The 19365-nt window shown below is 51.6% G+C and carries 19 protein-coding genes, 6 tRNA genes and 1 other RNA gene; 15 read left to right on the top strand and 11 right to left on the bottom strand.

The genetic code is table 11. The features are described from left to right. Positions 1–2: 2 nt before the first annotated feature. Positions 3–65, bottom strand: a complete 63-nt coding sequence (locus JQ822_RS24650) for a hypothetical protein (protein ID WP_446715012.1) — start codon at positions 63–65, stop codon at positions 3–5. A 273-nt stretch (positions 66–338) separates the two neighbouring features. Between JQ822_RS24650 and nupC the strand changes: the two genes are divergently transcribed. Continuing rightward, the gene (gene nupC / locus JQ822_RS12315; protein ID WP_213133694.1) at positions 339–1541 is read left to right on the top strand and encodes a nucleoside permease NupC; all 1203 of its coding nucleotides are present in this window, start codon (positions 339–341) and stop codon (positions 1539–1541) included. A gap of 145 nt (positions 1542–1686) precedes the next feature. Here nupC and JQ822_RS12310 read toward each other — a convergent pair. Both JQ822_RS12310 and JQ822_RS12305 read right to left on the bottom strand, forming a co-directional pair. Beyond that, positions 1687–1762, bottom strand: a tRNA-Ala gene (locus JQ822_RS12310). Positions 1763–1800: 38 nt separating this feature from the next. Next, positions 1801–1876 (bottom strand) — tRNA-Ala (locus JQ822_RS12305). A 221-nt stretch (positions 1877–2097) separates the two neighbouring features. Here JQ822_RS12305 and JQ822_RS12300 point away from each other — a divergent pair. Together JQ822_RS12300 and JQ822_RS12295 are read left to right on the top strand one after the other, a co-directional pair. Then, complete coding sequence (locus JQ822_RS12300) at positions 2098–2460, top strand: YfeC-like transcriptional regulator (RefSeq protein WP_213133693.1); 363 nt, start codon at positions 2098–2100, stop codon at positions 2458–2460. Position 2461: 1 nt separating this feature from the next. Beyond that, a complete protein-coding gene (locus JQ822_RS12295; RefSeq protein ID WP_213133692.1) occupies positions 2462–2854 on the top strand; it encodes a MerR family transcriptional regulator in 393 nt (130 codons plus the stop codon). Positions 2855–2909: 55 nt separating this feature from the next. On the opposite strand, the gene gltX is transcribed toward JQ822_RS12295, so the two are convergent. After that, positions 2910–4325: a glutamate--tRNA ligase gene (gene gltX, locus JQ822_RS12290; protein WP_213133691.1), complete on the bottom strand. Its 1416-nt coding sequence runs from the start codon at positions 4323–4325 to the stop codon at positions 2910–2912. Between the two features lie 258 nt (positions 4326–4583). Between gltX and JQ822_RS12285 the strand changes: the two genes are divergently transcribed. The 5 genes from JQ822_RS12285 to JQ822_RS12265 all read left to right on the top strand — a co-directional run bounded on the left by JQ822_RS12285 (position 4584) and on the right by JQ822_RS12265 (position 5139). Next, a tRNA-Val gene (locus tag JQ822_RS12285) sits at positions 4584–4659 on the top strand. A 46-nt stretch (positions 4660–4705) separates the two neighbouring features. Continuing rightward, positions 4706–4781: transfer RNA gene (locus JQ822_RS12280), tRNA-Val, on the top strand. Between the two features lie 46 nt (positions 4782–4827). Next, positions 4828–4903, top strand: a tRNA-Val gene (locus JQ822_RS12275). Between the two features lie 4 nt (positions 4904–4907). After that, positions 4908–4983: transfer RNA gene (locus JQ822_RS12270), tRNA-Lys, on the top strand. Between the two features lie 29 nt (positions 4984–5012). Further along, positions 5013–5139, top strand: a non-coding RNA gene (locus JQ822_RS12265) — RtT sRNA. 52 nt (positions 5140–5191) lie between these two features. On the opposite strand, the gene JQ822_RS12260 is transcribed toward JQ822_RS12265, so the two are convergent. From JQ822_RS12260 to xapA, 3 genes are all read right to left on the bottom strand, one after another. Further along, entirely contained in the window at positions 5192–6076 is an 885-nt protein-coding gene (locus JQ822_RS12260) for a LysR family transcriptional regulator (RefSeq protein ID WP_213133690.1), read from the bottom strand. A 100-nt stretch (positions 6077–6176) separates the two neighbouring features. Next, positions 6177–7433 (bottom strand): nucleoside permease, encoded by a 1257-nt coding sequence (locus JQ822_RS12255; protein ID WP_213133689.1) that lies wholly within the window; start codon positions 7431–7433, stop codon positions 6177–6179. A 56-nt stretch (positions 7434–7489) separates the two neighbouring features. Then, positions 7490–8323 (bottom strand): xanthosine phosphorylase, encoded by an 834-nt coding sequence (gene xapA / locus JQ822_RS12250; RefSeq protein WP_213133688.1) that lies wholly within the window; start codon positions 8321–8323, stop codon positions 7490–7492. Positions 8324–8614: 291 nt separating this feature from the next. Between xapA and JQ822_RS12245 the strand changes: the two genes are divergently transcribed. Then, positions 8615–8956, top strand: coding sequence for a FlxA-like family protein (locus tag JQ822_RS12245; protein ID WP_213133687.1), 342 nt, complete (start codon positions 8615–8617; stop codon positions 8954–8956). On the opposite strand, the gene JQ822_RS12240 is transcribed toward JQ822_RS12245, so the two are convergent. Beyond that, a complete protein-coding gene (locus JQ822_RS12240; protein WP_213133686.1) occupies positions 8947–9873 on the bottom strand; it encodes a LysR family transcriptional regulator in 927 nt (308 codons plus the stop codon). The genes JQ822_RS12245 and JQ822_RS12240 overlap by 10 nt on opposite strands. 89 nt (positions 9874–9962) lie before the next feature. On the opposite strand from JQ822_RS12240, the gene JQ822_RS12235 reads away from it, so the two are divergent. Continuing rightward, positions 9963–10961, top strand: a complete 999-nt coding sequence (locus JQ822_RS12235) for a bile acid:sodium symporter family protein (protein WP_213133685.1) — start codon at positions 9963–9965, stop codon at positions 10959–10961. On the opposite strand, the gene JQ822_RS12230 is transcribed toward JQ822_RS12235, so the two are convergent. From JQ822_RS12230 to zipA, 3 genes are all read right to left on the bottom strand, one after another. Further along, positions 10958–11176 (bottom strand): DUF3820 family protein, encoded by a 219-nt coding sequence (locus JQ822_RS12230; RefSeq protein WP_045445890.1) that lies wholly within the window; start codon positions 11174–11176, stop codon positions 10958–10960. The genes JQ822_RS12235 and JQ822_RS12230 overlap by 4 nt on opposite strands. Before the next feature lies 1 nt (position 11177). After that, the gene (gene ligA / locus JQ822_RS12225; RefSeq protein ID WP_213133684.1) at positions 11178–13193 is read right to left on the bottom strand and encodes an NAD-dependent DNA ligase LigA; all 2016 of its coding nucleotides are present in this window, start codon (positions 13191–13193) and stop codon (positions 11178–11180) included. A gap of 71 nt (positions 13194–13264) precedes the next feature. After that, positions 13265–14239 carry a cell division protein ZipA gene (gene zipA, locus JQ822_RS12220; protein WP_213133683.1) on the bottom strand — a complete coding sequence of 325 codons (975 nt, stop codon included), beginning with the start codon at positions 14237–14239 and terminating at the stop codon, positions 13265–13267. A 230-nt stretch (positions 14240–14469) separates the two neighbouring features. Here zipA and cysZ point away from each other — a divergent pair, with 230 nt between their 5' ends. The 5 genes from cysZ to crr all read left to right on the top strand — a co-directional run bounded on the left by cysZ (position 14470) and on the right by crr (position 19330). Next, the gene (gene cysZ, locus JQ822_RS12215) at positions 14470–15231 is read left to right on the top strand and encodes a sulfate transporter CysZ (RefSeq protein ID WP_213133682.1); all 762 of its coding nucleotides are present in this window, start codon (positions 14470–14472) and stop codon (positions 15229–15231) included. Between the two features lie 163 nt (positions 15232–15394). Next, positions 15395–16366, top strand: coding sequence for a cysteine synthase A (cysK, locus tag JQ822_RS12210; protein WP_213133681.1), 972 nt, complete (start codon positions 15395–15397; stop codon positions 16364–16366). A 383-nt stretch (positions 16367–16749) separates the two neighbouring features. After that, positions 16750–17007 (top strand): phosphocarrier protein Hpr, encoded by a 258-nt coding sequence (gene ptsH, locus JQ822_RS12205; RefSeq protein ID WP_002913505.1) that lies wholly within the window; start codon positions 16750–16752, stop codon positions 17005–17007. A 45-nt stretch (positions 17008–17052) separates the two neighbouring features. Next, on the top strand, positions 17053–18780 hold the full coding sequence (ptsI, locus tag JQ822_RS12200) for a phosphoenolpyruvate-protein phosphotransferase PtsI (protein ID WP_135324828.1): 1728 nt from the start codon (positions 17053–17055) through the stop codon (positions 18778–18780). Positions 18781–18820: 40 nt separating this feature from the next. Beyond that, a complete protein-coding gene (gene crr / locus JQ822_RS12195) occupies positions 18821–19330 on the top strand; it encodes a PTS glucose transporter subunit IIA (protein ID WP_008803873.1) in 510 nt (169 codons plus the stop codon). Positions 19331–19365 lie beyond the last annotated feature (35 nt).

Here is a 19365-nt window from a genome sequence, read left to right as displayed (position 1 = left end):
CCTCAAAAAACATAGCCTTTGCTATATTTCAAATTACGCCAGTTGAGAATGATTATCAAATTCATTTTAATGGATAAAAATGATTTCTTTGATAGCGTTGGTCTATAAATAGATCAGGGATCTGGCAACACAGGTGAGATGTTTAATTAATGTTATCAGATTAGCACAATGACATAACTTTTCACTTCCATACTAAACATCACGGAAGTGTCTTACCGATCACTAATTTTGAATCCCGTCACAGGTCCTTATTATAGTGTGTGTTTGATCTCGTTTTCTTTGGTGTTGTTACATAGAATGTGCATGAAAATTAAACCTGCCTCATATTTGGAGCAAATATGGACCGCGTTCTTCATTTTGTCCTGGCCCTTGCCGTGGTTGCGGCACTCGCACTGCTGGCAAGCAGTAACCGTAAACAAATTCGCATTCGTTATGTTATTCAATTGCTTGTTATCGAAGTGTTACTTGCATGGTTCTTCCTGAACTCTGATGTCGGGCTGGGCTTCGTGAGAGGCTTCTCCGAGATGTTTGAAAAACTGCTCGGGTTTGCTAATGAAGGGACAAACTTTGTCTTCGGCAGCATGAACGATAAAGGTCTGGCATTCTTCTTCCTGAAAGTACTGTGCCCAATCGTCTTCATTTCCGCCCTGATCGGTATTTTGCAGCATATCCGCGTTCTGCCGGTTATCATCCGCGCGATTGGATTCCTGTTATCCAAAATCAACGGTATGGGCAAGCTGGAATCCTTCAACGCCGTCAGCTCGCTGATCTTAGGTCAATCCGAGAACTTTATTGCCTATAAAGATATTCTCGGCAAGATGTCACGCAACCGCATGTACACTATGGCAGCGACGGCAATGTCTACCGTTTCCATGTCCATCGTCGGCGCGTACATGACCATGCTGGAACCCAAATACGTCGTTGCTGCGCTGGTTCTGAACATGTTCAGCACCTTTATCGTACTGTCGCTGATCAACCCTTACACCGTGGATGCCAGCGAAGAAAATATCCAGATGTCTAACCTGCACGAAGGCCAGAGCTTCTTCGAAATGCTGGGTGAATACATCCTGGCAGGTTTCAAAGTGGCGATTATCGTAGCCGCCATGCTGATTGGTTTCATCGCGCTTATTGCCGCGCTGAACGCCCTGTTCGCCACCGTTACCGGCTGGTTTGGCTACAGCATCTCCTTCCAGGGCATCCTGGGTTACATCTTCTACCCGGTTGCATGGGTGATGGGTGTGCCGTCCAGCGAAGCGCTGCAGGTGGGCAGTATCATGGCCACTAAACTGGTTTCCAACGAATTCGTCGCGATGATGGACCTGCAGAAAATCGCCTCTACGCTCTCTCCACGCGCGGAAGGCATCATTTCTGTGTTCCTGGTCTCCTTCGCTAACTTCTCTTCCATCGGTATCATCGCAGGCGCGATTAAAGGCCTGAATGAAGAGCAAGGTAACGTGGTTTCCCGCTTTGGTTTGAAGCTGGTCTACGGCTCTACGCTGGTGAGCGTTCTGTCTGCGTCAATCGCAGCGCTGGTGCTGTAAGACCAAGACAACATCGTAGTGATAAGGCCGGGGGATTTCCCCGGTTTTTTTATATCCGTAATTTGGCAATCTACACGGAGAAACCAGAGAATCAGGCAGGAAGTGTAAACAAAAAACCCCCGCTTTTCAGCGAGGGTTTCAATTTTGGTGGAGCTAAGCGGGATCGAACCGCTGACCTCCTGCATGCCATGCAGGCGCTCTCCCAGCTGAGCTATAGCCCCACGATGCTATTACGTACCAAATTTATTGGGATTAAATTTGGTGGAGCTAAGCGGGATCGAACCGCTGACCTCTTGCATGCCATGCAAGCGCTCTCCCAGCTGAGCTATAGCCCCGTCACGTAAAGCTTGTCGAGTTGACGGGCGGCATAATATGAATTCCCTTCGCGCGTGTCAACGGCAAAATTAACTCACTGAATTCAATCGCTGAAAAAGCAGGCAAATGAAGAACATTGCGCAACAACTCGCATTCAGTAGTTAAACGCGTCACGGTTTCTAGTAAAATGGTGCTATAAAATGAACCACTAATTAACCCCACGACTACTCAGGGAATCGTTATGTTCAAGGAACGGATGACGCCAGAAGAACTTGCTAATCTGACCGGTTACAGCCGACAGACCATCAATAAATGGGTGCGCAAGGAAGGCTGGGCTACGTCACCAAAACCGGGCGTTCAGGGCGGAAAAGCCCGTCTGGTTCACGTCACCGAACAAGTTCGTGAATACATCCGCAGCGCAGAGCGTTCAGCTGAAGGTTTATCAGATAACGTCTCTTTTGCGGGCGACTCATCTATTGAAACACTGCTGATAACCCTCGCGAAAGAAATGACCCCAGCAGAACAGAAAATGTTTACGTCCCTGCTCCTGCGTGAAGGCATTACGGGTTTGTTACAACGCTTAGGGATCCGCGACAGCAAATAATATGAAAAAATTACGCAGCAAAATGACCACCGAAGAACTGGCTGAATGTCTTGGCGTTGCCAAACAAACGGTCAATCGTTGGGTCAGAGAACAAAACTGGAAAACCGAAAAGTTTCCCGGCGTGAAAGGTGGTCGTGCAAGACTTATTCATATTGATGCTGGCGTTCGGGAATTTATTCTCAATATCCCTGCTTTTCGCAAAACCCCTGAGTTTTATCAGGCTGAAGAACCCGTGGCAGAATACACGCACGTTGTCCGCAGTCACGCCTGTCGTCAGATAATCAGCGCACTGGATAACATGTCGCCCGCGGAACAAGAAAAGCTGGCACTGTTTCTTTCTCGCGAAGGTATCCGCAGTTTCCTCACCCGTCTGGGTATTGGTGAGTCCGAATAAATGCCAAAAAAACGGCAGGATGCGCTCCTGCCGTTTTTTTATCTCTCAGCCGGTCTTACTGCTGGCTTTCACGCTCAGCAATAAACGCCAGCGCTTTGTTAATACGCTCAATGCTGCGGGATTTACCAATCGCATGCACTGTCACGTCTAACGCCGGGGATTGACCTGCACCGGTCACCGCAACGCGCAGCGGCATCCCGACTTTACCCATACCCACTTCCAGCTCATCAGCAGTTGCCTGAATCGCGTGGTGCACGTTTTCAGCGGTCCACTCGCTAATTGCGGCCAGCTTGTCACGCACCACTTCCAGCGGCTGACGCGCTACCGGACGTAAATGTTTCTTCGCGGCATCTGCATCGAACTCAGCAAAGTCTTCATAGAAGTAGCGGCAGCTCTGCGCCATCTCTTTCAGTGTCTTGCAGCGCTCACCCAACAGTTTTACCAGCTCAGACAGCTGTGGGCCGACGCGAGTATCGATATTTTCCTGCTCAATGTGCCACTGCAGGTGCGTTGCCACATATTCTGGTGCCAGAGAGTTAATGTAGTGATGGTTCAGCCACTGCAGTTTCTCGGTATTGAACGCGCTCGCCGATTTGCTGACCGCGCCGAGAGAGAACAGTTTGATCATCTCTTCGCGAGTAAAGATTTCCTGATCGCCGCTGGACCAGCCCAGACGCACCAGATAGTTCAGCAGCGCTTCCGGCAGGTAGCCGTCGTCGCGATACTGCATGACGCTGACCGCACCGTGACGTTTGGACAGCTTTTTACCGTCGTCACCGTTGATCATCGACACGTGGGCGTAAACCGGTACCGGCGCGTTCAGCGCTTTCAGGATGTTGATTTGACGCGGGGTGTTGTTGATATGGTCTTCACCACGAATGACGTGGGTAATTTCCATATCCCAGTCATCAACAACCACACAGAAGTTATAGGTTGGGGAACCGTCGGTACGGCGGATGATCAGATCGTCCAGTTCCTGGTTGCTGAATTCAATCGGTCCACGGATCTGGTCGTCAAATATAACGGAACCGTCCTGCGGGTTGGCAAAACGCACCACGCAAGGTTCATCGTCGGCATGATGTTCGTGACCATGGCGGCAGCGCCCGTCGTAACGCGGCTTCTCACCTTTCGCCATCTGATCTTCACGCAACTGTTCCAGACGCTCTTTGGAGCAGTAGCATTTATACGCCGTGCCCGCTTCCAGCATCTCATCAATAACGGCGTTGTAGCGATCAAAACGTTTGGTCTGGAAATACGGGCCTTCATCCCACTCCAGATTGAGCCAGTTCATACCATCCATAATAGCTTCGATAGCTTCCGGCGTGGAGCGTTCGAGATCGGTGTCTTCAATACGCAGCACAAACTCACCGCTATGGTTACGTGCAAAAAGCCAGGAATAAAGAGCAGTACGCGCACCGCCGACGTGCAGATAACCTGTCGGGCTAGGCGCGAAGCGAGTTTTGATTTTCATGAAATGGCCTTACGTTTATAAAGATGCCGACAACCGGCAAATCCTGGGAAGATTATCAGGCTGGTATTCTATCACCGTGGTCTGATTCCTCAATGTTGTTCAGGTTGGAACATCACGCTTTGCCATTTTCGTATACAAATCATGCCGCATGGATGGTTTTGCGATCGTTTTGCTTAAATTTACGACGAACGAACAATTTCTTTAGAAAATGCGTTGACTCATTTTCAACTCTCCCTATAATGCGACTCCACACAGCGGGGGTGATTAGCTCAGCTGGGAGAGCACCTCCCTTACAAGGAGGGGGTCGGCGGTTCGAACCCGTCATCACCCACCAACTACTTTATGTAGTCTCCGCCGTGTAATGTAAGAAATTGAGAAGTGGGTGATTAGCTCAGCTGGGAGAGCACCTCCCTTACAAGGAGGGGGTCGGCGGTTCGATCCCGTCATCACCCACCACTTTCTCGCCAGCTGGATTTCTTACAATAATGTGAAGTACCGAAGTGGGTGATTAGCTCAGCTGGGAGAGCACCTCCCTTACAAGGAGGGGGTCGGCGGTTCGATCCCGTCATCACCCACCACTTCGGGGCGTTAGCTCAGTTGGTAGAGCAGTTGACTTTTAATCAATTGGTCGCAGGTTCGAATCCTGCACGCCCCACCAATGTAAAAAAGCGCCCTAAAGGCGCTTTTTTGCTATCTGCGATCTGTAAGATTCGAACCTGCAGCAGGTTCGGTGTTGAGCGTAGCGAAACAACGGAGCCGTTCACGGCGACGGCCCGAAGGGCGAGCGCAGCGAGTCATCCTGCACGCCCCACCAATGTAAAAAAGCGCCCTAAAGGCGCTTTTTTACTATCTGCGATTTATAAAAATCATGTCGTCAAAGCCGCCACCAGTTTTTCCAGCGCGGGCGTAGCCTGCGGCTGTTCATAGACAATATACAAATCCGCTGGAATACGTTCTTCTAATGGTCGGAAAACCACGCCAGGCCAGCTCATTTGCGCATAGCTATCTGCAATCAACGTAATACCAATGCCCATACTGATCATCGCCAGCACCGTTTGCGGTTCCCTCACCTCACGAATAATCATCGGGGAAAACCCGGCACTCAGGCAAACTCTCTGTAAAAATGCCCAGTCAGTATGTATGGAAGGCATCGTGACAAAATATTCATTCCTTAGTGCCTCCAACGGTACAAATTCATAGACGGTAAGAGGATGTTCTTCAGGCATGGCAACCAGAAAAGATGACTCATGTAAGCGCAGACTGGTAAACCCAGGGGAAGGCTCAGTGGCCATCCGCCAGATTCCCGCATCCAGTTCACGTCGTTCCAGCATCGTCATCTGCATTGCGGGCATATTCTCGCGAAACTGCACCTCAACGTTGGGATTTTCCTTCAGAAAACGCCGCATCACCGGGCGCATTTTTCCCCACATTGCGGTACCGATGACGCCGAGCTCAATTCGCCCTGCCTCACCGCGACCAATCTGCTCCACTCTTGCCAGTGCCTGATTGGCACTGGATAACAGCCGGCGCGACTCCTCCATCAAAACCTTTCCGGCGTGGGTTAACGCCACGCTGCGGGAATGACGGATAAATAGCAAAGTGCCGAGCTGTTGTTCTAACTCTTTGATGTGCGTACTAAGCGGCGGTTGTGACATGTTCAGGCGAGCAGCAGCGCGTCCAAAGTGCAGTTCTTCTGCGACAGCAAGAAAATAACGCAGTAACTTCAGATCGATACGGTGCGTGCGTTCCATGGATAATGCGCTCCTGAGATGAAGGACAATGCGCAAAGTTACCACATTGCATCACAGAAAATGAAACGGCGGGTAGCAGAACCCCGCCGTTATTGGAACATTAATGTGCCGGTGATTTTTGCGCCAGGGGTTCAGGCTCATGCTTATATTTAAAGAACAATGCAAAGATAACCGCCAGGGCCAGCGCATAAGCGGCAAACACCAGCCAGATGGTTTGCCAGTCTTTGACACCATCGACAGAAAAATAGTCCACAGCCATACCGCTTAAAATTGACCCAACCCACGCACCAACGCCATTAACCATGGTCATAAACAGCCCCTGCGCACTGGCGCGAATGCTCGAGTCAACTTCCTGCTCCACAAATACTGACCCCGAGATGTTGAAGAAATCGAACGCACAACCGTAAACGATCATCGACATCAACAGCAGCACAAAACCAGACGGAGACGGATCGCCAAGGGCAAAGAAGCCAAAGCGCAGCGTCCACGCCAGCATGCTCATCAGCATTACCGTTTTAATGCCAAAGCGTTTAAGGAAGAACGGAATAGTAAGGATAAAGCCCACCTCCGCCATCTGAGAAACAGACAGCAAAATGGAGGGGTATTTCACCACAAAGCTGTTGGCAAACTCAGGGTTACGGGCAAAATCATGCAGGAACGGATTACCAAAGACGTTGGTAATTTGCAGCACCGCTCCCAGCATCATGGCAAACAGAAAAAAGATTGCCATTCGCGGGTTCTTAAACAGCACAAACGCATCCAGCCCCAGTTTACTGGCAAGCGTGGCGGATTCTTTTTTCTTCGCAACCGGAATTTTCGGCAGCGTCAGCGCATACAGAGCCAGCAGCAGCGATGCGCCTGAAGCGATATACAGCTGCGCGCTGCTCAGCTCCACCCCCACCAGGCTGACCGTCCACATCGCCACAATAAAGCCTATAGTGCCAAACACACGAATTGGCGGGAACGCGGTGACAGGATCCTGACCCGATTGCGCAAGGCACGAGTATGAGATGCTGTTCGATAACGCAATCGTCGGCATATAAGCCATTGCATTAACCAACATCACCCAAAACATGGTCTGGGGATCGGTAACGGTTGTGGCGTATAGCAACACGCCCGCACACACCAGATGGCAAAGCATGTAGGCGCGCTCGGCACGCAGCCATTTATCGGCAATGATCCCCATAATGCCTGGCATAATGATCGCGGCCAGCCCTTTCGAACTGTAGACCATACCGACGTTCGCGCCGGTAAAATCCAGGGTGTTAATCATGTAAGAACCCAGGGTTACCAGCCAGCTTCCCCAGATGAAATATTGCAAAAACGACATGAGTTTTAAGCGAGATGCGATACCCATTTTTCCGTTCCTTGCCATAAAGTAAGACCCCGCAAGCGGGGTCATTTTTTAATTATTCAGGCTAATTTGCGCAAGAAGCCACAGATCAGATTGATGAAATTCTGCCGGGAGAGTTCCGCTGCCGCCAACGTCTGCGTGTGAGATAATTTCACATCACCCAGACCTTCCGCCAGGTTGGTGATGGCGGCCACCGCAACCACTTTCAGACCGCAGTGGCGTGCAGAGATAACTTCAGGCACCACCGACATCCCCACCACGTCACCGCCGATAATTTGCATCATGCGGATTTCTGCCGCCGTTTCAAAATTCGGCCCCGGATAGGAGACAAACACCCCTTCACTCAGCGGAAATCCTTCTTCTCCCGCGACGGTTTGCAGGACTGCGCGATAATCTGCATCATAGGCATTCGCCAGCGAAAAAAATCGCTCACCAAAACGCTCATCGTTTAATCCCACCATCGGTGTACCTGGCATCGTATTAATATGATCGCTAAGCGCGACCAGGCTACCCGGCCCGACTTCGGGACGCAAAGAACCTGCAGCATTGGTACAAAATAGCAATTCGCAGCCCAGCAGTTTCAGGGTGCGAATGGCATCGGTCATCACCGTCATGCCGCGACCTTCATAGAAATGCCCACGCCCTTTCATACAGGCCACCGGAATACCCGCCAGATTCCCCAATACCAGTTCACCGGCATGACCATGCACTGTACTGACAGGGAATCCCGGCAATTTCTCGTAAGAGATGGACACCGCATCCTCGATTTGATCCGCCAATGCGCCGAGGCCAGAGCCAAGAATAAAGGCTACGCGCGGCGTGAAATCTGGTTTGTAACTACGAATGATGTCGGCGCTATACCAGGGGTTTTGTGAGAAAAGAGAGTGGCTCATGAAATGTCCTTAATACTGAGTAATCGAAAATAACGTCACGTACCTCACTGTTATAGCGAGACTACGCAATCGATTACCAATACAGTTTATCCCGACTACCGATAGTAAATCGGTATCGATGATTTGTGCTAAATCAGCCTGAAATCACATTATTTTCGAGCCAGAAATGGCACCGGAGTGCAGATAAATGAAGCCCTGGGGTTTTTATAATTAAACTCCGCTCGTCCGTATTGCAACTGAAGTTCTGTTCGCTGATGCCGATACTCATGTTTTATGGCGTGAGGGATCCATATGACAACTATCAACGTTTCCACCCCAACTGTTCAAAGCAGTAGCGGTGGAGTAAAAGCACCAGCCGGGAATGACATCTCCGCACAGATTGCACAAATCACCCAAAAGATAACCAAGCTAACCCAGCAGCTCAAAGATATTCCCAATAGTAGTGGCAGTGTCGAGCAGAAGCGCGAGCAGCAGGAAATTATTCAGACTCAAATTAAGGTGTTACAAGCACAACTGGCTCAATTGTTGCGCCGGCAAGCCGAGGAGTCGCAGCAAAATCAAAGCGCCGATCAGAGCAAAGCAAAGGGCGTCAACAATGCTTCCGACCAACATCAGGTCGATATTTATATCTGATACAGCGGATCGCGTGCGCGGGCAGCAGTTAATTCACTGGCCTGCGTACGCACCACATCCCACAGCGCCTGAGCGGCGGTCGATAGCGATCGATTTTTGCGCCGTGCCAGCATCAACTGCCGTTCCACCACCGGCGTCAATCGTTTGACCTGCAAATGACTTCCCTGCGGCAGCGGTAGCGCCAGTGCCGGCAGCACGCTAATGCCAATCCCCGCCTCCACCATCGGAAACAGCGTCGCCGGGTGACCTATCTCCTGCACAATGTTGGCATCGATGGAAAAATGGGCCAGCGCGGCATCAATCAGCGGTCGGCTACCGGAGGCATAATCCTGTAACACCAGACTTTCATACAGGAGATCCTGCCAGTTAACCCACTCCCGTCCGGCTAAGGGATGATCCTCCCTGCACAAGAGCAGGAAGGGTTCCGACAGCACCGCTTCGCACTGCAGGTCCGTCGCAGCGCCGGGATCGATAACAATACCGAAATCCACTTCCCCCTGACGAATGCTTTCCAGCACCCACTGCTGCGGCCTGTCATGCAGGACAAAATCAATAGACGGATACATCGCATTGCTCTGCGCAATACACTGCGGAATGAGATGGGCGGAGATAGTCTGACTGGCCGCCACACGCACCGTACCGGTGAGCTGAGTACCCACCTGCCCGGCTTCCCGTAGCGTGCTATGCAGTTCATCCAGAATACGCTCCAGTCGTGCTGCCAGCTGTTGTCCGGCTTCGGTCAGCACCACTTCTCGCGTGGTACGATCCAACAGTCGTACACCCGTCTGCCCCTCCAGCTCTTTTATGCTGTGGCTGACCGCCGACTGACTTAAACCGATAATATCCCCCGCCCGGCTAAAGCTTTTGGCCTGGGCGACGGTGACAAAGATACGTAGCTGGCGCAGCGAATAATTCATCTATTTAATTCATATATGGATGCAATAAATCAATTTTATTTCTCAAATGGAAAAACGCAAACTATTGCGACCGAACTCCAGGAGCTTTTATGAAACTTTTTCGTATCCTCGATCCGTTCACGCTGACGCTGATTACCGTCGTATTACTGGCATCCTTTTTTCCCGCCGAGGGCGGATTTGTCCCTTTCTTTGAAGGTTTAACCACCGCCGCGATTGCCCTGCTGTTTTTTATGCATGGGGCAAAGCTCTCACGAGAAGCCATTATTGCCGGTGGTAGCCACTGGCGTTTGCATCTGTGGGTCATGTGCAGCACCTTTGTTGTCTTCCCGGTACTGGGCGTGCTGTTTGCCTGGTGGGCACCGGTTAACGTGGATCCCATGCTGTATACCGGTTTCCTGTACCTGTGCATTTTGCCGGCTACGGTGCAGTCGGCTATCGCTTTTACGTCGCTGGCGGGCGGTAACGTTGCCGCCGCCGTGTGCTCCGCCTCGGCCTCCAGCCTGCTGGGTATTTTTCTTTCACCGCTGTTAGTCGGCCTGGTGATGAATATGCATGGCGCAGAAGGTAGCCTCGAGCAAGTGGGTAAAATAATGCTGCAGCTGCTGCTGCCGTTCGTGCTGGGGCATCTTTCACGTCCGTGGATTGGTAACTGGGTGTCGCGCCATAAAAAATGGATCGCAAAAACCGACCAGTCTTCGATTCTGCTGGTGGTTTATTCCGCCTTCAGCGAAGCCGTTGTGAATGGGATCTGGCATAAAGTTGGGGTGGGTTCGCTGCTGTTTATCGTGGTAGTCAGTATCGTACTACTGGCCATCGTGATCGGAATAAACGTCTTTGTGGCGCGTAAATGCGGCTTCAATAAAGCCGATGAAATCACCATTGTATTCTGCGGGTCGAAAAAGAGCCTGGCGAACGGGATCCCCATGGCGAACATTCTGTTCCCGACATCGGTGATCGGCATGATGGTGCTGCCGTTGATGATCTTCCATCAGATTCAGCTGATGGTGTGCGCTGTACTGGCGCGTCGTTACAAACAACAGACAGACGCGTTGCAGGCGCAGCAGAAAAGCCGCGCCGCGAAGGCTTAAAGCGGGCGTTTCAGGGGCTGTACCAGCTGCGTCAGCCCCTCGGTTTTAATCAGCAGCGTGATTTGCATCAGCTCGCCCAGTTTGCCCGGCGGAAATTCATCCTTACGGGCAAACCACAGCAGGTACTCTTCCGGCACATCAATCAACCGACGCCCTTTATATTTACCAAAGGGCATTACGGTATTAGCAATGTCAATCAGCTGCTCTTTTTCCATCTCAGACGCCCAGTAAGCGGATCATTTCCGCTTCATCAATCACGTCGATGCCGAGCTCTTGCGCTTTTGCCAGTTTAGAACCTGCGGCTTCACCGGCAATCACCAGATCGGTTTTCTTCGACACGCTGCCCGCAACTTTCGCGCCCAGCGCAGTCAGCCGAGCCTTGGCATCATCACGCGACATCAGGCTCAGACTCCCGGTCAGCACTACCGTTTTACCGGCAAACGGGCTGTCGATCTCTTCAGCGTTGATAACCACCGGAGCCGGCCAGTGAATCCCTTGCGCCAGTAGCTGCCCGATCACCTCGCGGTTACTCTCTTCGGCAAAGAAGTTAAACACATGAGTCGCCACCACGATGCCGACATCAGGGACTTTTTGCAGCTCCTCAATGGAGGCTGCTTCCAGCGCCTCCAGCGTACCGAAATAGCTCGCCAGACCTGCCGCTGTGGCTTCGCCTACCTCACGTATCCCGAGTGCATAGAGAAAACGGGCAAACGTGGTCTCCTTGGCTTTTTCCAGCGCATTAACCACATTTTGCGCCGACTTCGGTCCCATACGATCAAGACCGGTTAGCTTACCTGCGGTTAACTGGAACAGATCGGCAGGCGTATGGACATACTCTTTCTCTACCAGCTGATCGATAATCTTATCACCCATGCCGTCAACGTCCAGCGCCCGACGCGAGACAAAATGTTTGAGTGACTCTTTACGCTGCGCGCCGCAGATTAGCCCTCCGGTGCAGCGGGTGACAACTTCACCTTCCACACGCTCAACGTCAGAACCACACACCGGACAATGAGCCGGGAAGACAATTTCACGCGTCTCCTCCGGGCGTTCAGAAAGCACGACGTTTACCACCTGCGGGATCACATCGCCCGCACGGCGAATAACGACCTTATCGCCAATACGTAAACCCAGACGATCGATTTCATCGGCGTTGTGCAACGTGGCGTTACTGACCAGTACCCCCGCCACCTGTACCGGCTCAAGACGGGCGACGGGCGTAATTGCCCCGGTGCGTCCGACCTGAAACTCGACGTCGCGGACAAAGGTCATTTGTTCCTGCGCCGGAAACTTAAAGGCCACCGCCCAGCGCGGCGCACGAGCTACGAAGCCCAGTTGCTCCTGCAATGCCATCGAATTGACTTTGATTACCACGCCGTCGATATCAAATCCCAGCGTCGGTCGGTCTTCTTCAACCTTGTGATAGTAAGCAAGGACTTCCTGCGGGGAGTCGCACAGCGCCACTCTGCCGCTCACCGGCAGTCCCCACTCTTTAAATTGCAGCAGGCGACCCAGGTGGGTATCGGGCAGCACGCCGCCTTCCAGCACACCGACACCATAGCAGAAGAAAGTAAGCGGTCGCTTCGCCGTGATACGCGGATCAAGCTGGCGCAATGACCCGGCCGCCGCGTTACGTGGGTTAGCAAACACTTTATTGCCGGTACGACGGGCGTCTTCATTAATTTTTTCAAAACCGGCCTGCGGCAGAAAGACTTCACCACGTACTTCCAGACGCGTTGGGATATTGTCGCCGCGCAGTTTTAGCGGGATCGCGCGAATGGTGCGCACATTAGAGGTAATATCCTCACCGGTCGTGCCGTCCCCGCGCGTTGCCGCGCTGACCAGTACACCGTTTTCATACAAAATGCTGACGGCCAGCCCGTCCAGCTTTAATTCGCAGCACCAGGTCAGTTTGTCCGTACTCTTCAGTCGGTCCTGCACGCGCTTATTGAAGGCGAGAAAACTCTCTTCATCAAACACGTTATCCAGTGACAGCATGGGCACTTCATGGCGTATCTGGCTGAAGGACGCCAGCGGAGCCGCACCCACGCGTTGCGTCGGCGAGTCGGGTGTAACCAACTCCGGATGCTGCGCTTCCAGTTCGCGCAGTTCGCGCATCAGGCGGTCATATTCCGCATCGGGAATTTCCGGCGCGTCCATCACATGGTAAAGATACTCATGATGGCGAAGCGTGGTTCGCAGTTCTGTCAGTTGTTGTTCGATTGATTCCATATCGCACCATCAATGATAAAAAACCCCCGACAGGCGGGGGTTCAGAAAGGGGATGTCACGCCAGAGGAAAATCAGGCGTGAGATTCTTTAACGTCGCGGATGCGATCCTGATACTCGCGCAGTTTCTGCGGCGTCATCATACGACGTTGATCGTCGAGCACCACACCACCCACTTCATCAGCGATGTGCTGCGCAGACTGCAGCATCAGCTTAAAGTTTTGCAACTCGTCGCCGTAGGACGGCACCTGCATAAAGATAGTGACGCCTGGGGTGGTGAAATCACCGGTCATCTCAGGGTCAAACGTCCCCGGATTAACCATGTTTGCCAGACTGAACAGTGACGGGCCGCTGCCATCGGGGCTCAGATGACGATGGAAAATATTCATGTCGCCAAATTTAAAGCCCGCCTGCTGAATACTGTTGAGCAGCACTTCACCGTTGAGCTCGCTGCCATGATGGGCCGCAACGTTCATAATAATGACCGTTTCTTTAGGCTGCGGTTTTTCTGCAACGGGCGCAGGCTCAACGATCGGCTCAGGCTGTGGCTGCTGTTCAACGACAGGCTCCGCTGGCTGGAAGGTCTGCGGCGCTGGCTGCGGTGCTTGCTGTACTGGCTGCTGAACCTGCGGAGCAACGGGTTGCTGTTGCATCGGCTGCTGTACAGGCTGATGCTGTTGTACAGGCTGCTGCACGTGCTGCGGCGGCACCTGCGTTTCAGCGGGTTGCTGTGCAGGCTGGCGCGGCTGAGCAGACGCATAAGGCGGCTGGTACTGGTGCTGCGGCGGCTGAGGAGGAACACCATGTTCCTGCGCGTTGCCGGGAGCATGATTCACGCGATGCACGCGAACTTCGCCCACGCCTTCTTCTTCCTCGACGTTGTCGTCGATAGAATCCTCGTCATCACGTTTAGACTTCATGCGTTTCAGTGGGCGATCGCGGAATATAGAAGACCGTTCTTTACGGCTAGTCCAGAAACCATGTACCAGTAAAGCAATTATGGCGATCGCGCCAACAATGATTAATATCAGACGCAAATCCTGCATCATTATATTCTCTGTTGTTCTAACACCTTGCCACCACGGCAAACATTTACTCACTAAGAGTATTTGCCGATTACGTCTAGTGCAAGTGTACTCTTGGCTTTCACAGCATAAAGATGAATAAAATCGTGCTTTTTGCTGTTTTTTCGAACATTTCCGAACAGCCTAAGGCTCAACAACCCGGTAAGATACGCAAAGTTGACCTGGACTTAGATTACAAGGAGCACGTCCCGACTATGGTTTCATCATCTGCAAGTGTACCACGCAGCGGTTTTTATTACTTTTCTCAGGGATGGAAGCTCATCAGCCAACCGGGGATCCGTCGCTTTGTCCTCCTGCCTTTACTGGTGAATATTCTGCTGATGGGCGGCGCATTTTGGTGGTTATTCACCCAACTGGATAGCTGGATCCCCGCCCTGATGAGCTATGTTCCGGACTGGCTGCAGTGGCTCAGCTATTTACTGTGGCCCATTGTGACCCTTTCCGTACTGTTAGTGTTTGGCTACTTTTTCTCCACCATCGCAAACTGGATTGCCGCACCGTTTAACGGCTTGTTGGCGGAACAACTGGAAGCTCGCCTGACTGGTGCAACTCCTCCCGACACCGGCGTGCTCGGCATCATGAAAGATGTCCCGCGCATTATGAAACGCGAATGGCAAAAGCTGGCATGGTACCTGCCGCGCGCCTTTGTATTGCTGATCCTCTATTTTATCCCTGGTATCGGACAGACCGTCGCCCCGGTATTGTGGTTCCTGTTCAGCGCGTGGATGCTGGCTATTCAATATTGCGATTACCCGTTTGATAACCACAAAGTGCCCTTCAAAGAGATGCGCAGCGCCCTGCGCACGCGTAAAGTCACCAATATGCAGTTTGGTGCGCTGACCAGCCTGTTCACCCTGATCCCGGTGCTCAACATGTTTATCATGCCGGTTGCCGTATGCGGTGCCACCGCGATGTGGGTAGATTGCTATCGTGCTAAGCACGCGTTATGGAAGTAATGCAAAATTGTGTAAAAGCGGGCAGTCTTATGCCCGCTCTTATTCCATACTGCAAGGCATTATTTCTCATCAGCATATAGATATGCGAATTCCTTACTTCCCCATACTTTCTCAACAGGTATGCTGAGGTGGTATCCCAATTTCATACAGTTAAGGACAGGCCATGAGTAAGATTTTTGAAGACAACTCGCTGACTATCGGTCATACGCCGCTGGTTCGACTGAACCGTATCGGTAACGGACGCATTCTGGCGAAGGTAGAATCACGCAACCCGAGCTTTAGCGTCAAATGCCGTATCGGTGCCAACATGATTTGGGATGCCGAAAAACGTGGAGTACTGAAACCGGGCGTTGAACTGGTTGAACCGACCAGCGGCAACACCGGCATTGCGCTGGCCTACGTGGCCGCCGCGCGTGGCTACAAGCTGACGCTGACGATGCCGGAAACCATGAGCATTGAGCGTCGTAAGCTGCTGAAAGCGCTGGGCGCAAATCTGGTGCTGACCGAAGGTGCAAAAGGCATGAAGGGCGCGATTCAGAAAGCGGAAGAAATCGTCGCCAGCAATCCGGAAAAATTCCTGCTGCTTCAGCAGTTCAGCAACCCGGCCAACCCGGAAATCCACGAAAAAACCACCGGCCCGGAAATCTGGGAAGATACCGATGGTCAGGTGGATGTGTTTATCTCCGGCGTTGGCACCGGCGGTACGCTGACCGGCGTCACCCGCTACATTAAAGGTACCAAAGGTAAAACGGATCTGATCACCGTCGCGGTAGAGCCGACCGACTCCCCGGTTATCGCTCAGGCGCTGGCGGGTGAAGAGCTTAAACCGGGCCCGCACAAAATTCAGGGGATCGGTGCCGGTTTCATTCCTGGCAACCTCGATCTGAAGCTAATTGATAAAGTGGTCGCCATCACCAATGACGAAGCTATCTCTACCGCGCGTCGATTGATGGAAGAAGAAGGTATTCTGGCCGGTATCTCTTCGGGGGCTGCAGTTGCTGCCGCGCTTAAGCTCCAGGAAGATGAATCCTTTACCAATAAGAATATAGTGGTTATTCTACCGTCATCGGGTGAGCGTTATCTGAGCACTGCACTGTTTGCCGATCTCTTCACTGAGAAAGAACTGCAACAGTAATGCCAGCATGTTAAAAACGCGTAAAAAAGCACCCTTTCGGGTGCTTTTTTGTGGCCTGCTTCAAAGTTTCAACCCACCTGGCATTGATTCAGCCCGCCGGAACTGGTATTTAACCAAACTAATTATTTTGATGCGCGAAATTAATCGTTACAGGAAAAGCGCAAGCTGAATCGATTTTATGATTTGGTTCAACTCTTCCTTTCGCGGCATAATGTTTAATGACGAAAGAAACGTCAGCGGCAAGAAGTTGCCCGCAACGGATTGCACCGAACTCCTTTTGTGTCGCGTCCTGTTTACGCCGACGCTAACAATACAGGCTAAAGTTGAACCGCCAGGCTAGACTTTAGTTCCACAACACTAAACCTATAAGTTGGGGAAATATAATGTTCCAGCAAGAAGTTACCATTACCGCTCCGAACGGTCTGCATACTCGCCCTGCTGCTCAGTTCGTTAAAGAAGCAAAAGGCTTTACGTCTGAAATCACTGTGACTTCCAACGGCAAAAGCGCTAGCGCCAAAAGCCTGTTTAAACTGCAGACTCTGGGCCTGACCCAGGGCACCGTTGTTACCCTTTCCGCAGAAGGCGAAGACGAGCAGAAAGCAGTTGAGCATCTGGTTAAACTGATGGCTGAACTCGAGTAAGTTCAACGAGTTCTTTTTAATATCAGTCACAAGTAAGGTAGGGTTATGATTTCAGGCATTTTAGCATCCCCGGGTATCGCTTTCGGCAAGGCACTGCTGCTGAAAGAAGACGAAATCGTCATTGACCGGAAAAAAATTTCTGCCGACAAGGTTGATCAGGAAGTTGAACGTTTTCTGAGCGGTCGTGCCAAGGCATCTGCGCAACTGGAAGCGATCAAAACCAAAGCTGGTGAAACATTCGGTGAAGAAAAAGAAGCCATCTTTGAAGGGCATATCATGCTGCTCGAAGATGAGGAGCTGGAGCAGGAAATCATAGCCCTGATTAAAGATAAGCACATGACGGCTGATGCAGCTGCGCATGAAATTATCGAAGGTCAGGCCACCGCTCTGGAAGAGCTGGATGATGAATACCTGAAGGAACGTGCGGCTGACGTACGTGACATCGGTAAACGCCTGCTGCGTAACATCCTGGGTCTGGCAATTATCGATCTGAGCGCTATTCAGGATGAAGTCATCCTGGTTGCCGCCGATCTGACGCCGTCAGAAACCGCACAGCTGAACCTGAATAAGGTGCTGGGTTTCATCACTGATGCAGGCGGACGTACCTCCCATACCTCAATCATGGCGCGTTCCCTGGAGCTGCCTGCCATCGTGGGTACCGGTAGCGTCACCTCTCAGGTGAAAAACGACGACTATCTGATTCTGGATGCCGTAAACAATCTGGTTTACGTCAATCCAACCAACGACGTTATTGAGCAACTGCGTGCCGTTCAGGAGCAGGTTGCCACCGAAAAAGCGGAACTTGCCAAGCTGAAAGATCTGCCAGCCATCACGCTGGACGGTCATCAGGTCGAAGTTTGCGCCAACATCGGTACCGTTCGTGACGTTGAAGGCGCTGAGCGTAATGGCGCTGAAGGCGTTGGTCTGTATCGTACCGAATTCCTGTTCATGGACCGTGAATCGCTGCCGACTGAAGAAGAACAGTTTGCTGCGTATAAAGCCGTTGCTGAAGCCTGTGGCTCTCAGGCGGTCATTGTCCGTACCATGGACATCGGCGGCGATAAAGAACTGCCGTACATGAACTTCCCGAAAGAAGAGAACCCGTTCCTGGGCTGGCGTGCTATTCGTATCGCGCTGGATCGTAAAGAGATCCTGCGTGACCAGGTTCGCGCCATCCTGCGCGCCTCTGCTTTCGGCAAACTGCGCATCATGTTCCCGATGATCATCTCTGTTGAAGAAGTGCGCGCACTGCGCAAAGAGATCGAAATCTACAAACAGGAACTGCGCGACGAAGGCAAAGCTTTTGACGAAACCATTGAGATTGGCGTGATGGTGGAAACACCGGCTGCGGCGACCATTGCGCGTCATTTAGCCAAAGAAGTCGACTTTTTTAGTATCGGCACCAATGATTTAACGCAGTATACCCTGGCAGTTGACCGTGGTAATGATATGATTTCCCACCTTTACCAACCAATGTCACCATCTGTTCTGACGCTGATTAAGCAAGTTATTGATGCTTCTCATGCTGAAGGCAAATGGACCGGCATGTGTGGTGAGCTTGCAGGCGACGAACGTGCTACACTTCTGTTGCTGGGGATGGGTCTGGACGAATTCTCTATGAGCGCCATTTCTATCCCGCGCATTAAGAAGATTATCCGTAACACGAACTTCGAAGATGCGAAGGTGTTAGCAGAGCAGGCTCTTGCTCAACCGACAACGGACGAGTTAATGACGCTGGTTAACAAGTTCATTGAAGAAAAAACAATCTGCTAATCCACGAGATGCGGCCCAATTTACTGCTTAGGAGAAGATCATGGGTTTGTTCGATAAACTGAAATCTCTGGTTTCTGATGATAAGAAAGACACCGGAACTATTGAGATTATAGCTCCGCTCTCTGGCGAGATCGTCAACATCGAAGATGTGCCGGATGTAGTTTTTGCTGAAAAAATCGTTGGTGATGGCATCGCTATCAAACCAACCGGTAACAAAATGGTTGCCCCTGTAGACGGCACCATCGGCAAAATCTTTGAAACCAACCATGCGTTCTCTATCGAATCTGATAGCGGCATTGAGCTGTTCGTTCACTTCGGTATTGATACCGTTGAACTGAAAGGCGAAGGCTTCAAGCGTATCGCTGAAGAAGGTCAACGCGTTAAAGTGGGCGACCCGGTTATTGAATTCGATCTGCCGCTGCTGGAAGAAAAAGCCAAGTCAACCCTGACTCCGGTTGTTATCTCCAACATGGACGAAATCAAAGAACTGATCAAACTGTCCGGTAGCGTGACCGTGGGTGAAACCCCGGTTATCCGCATCAAGAAGTAATTCTTGCCGCAGTGAAGAATGGCGCCTGATGGCGC

The sequence above is a fragment of the Citrobacter sp. FP75 genome (genome assembly GCF_018342065.1).
Taxonomy (GTDB): domain Bacteria; phylum Pseudomonadota; class Gammaproteobacteria; order Enterobacterales; family Enterobacteriaceae; genus Citrobacter.
This window is presented reverse-complemented; position numbering and strand designations above follow the sequence as displayed.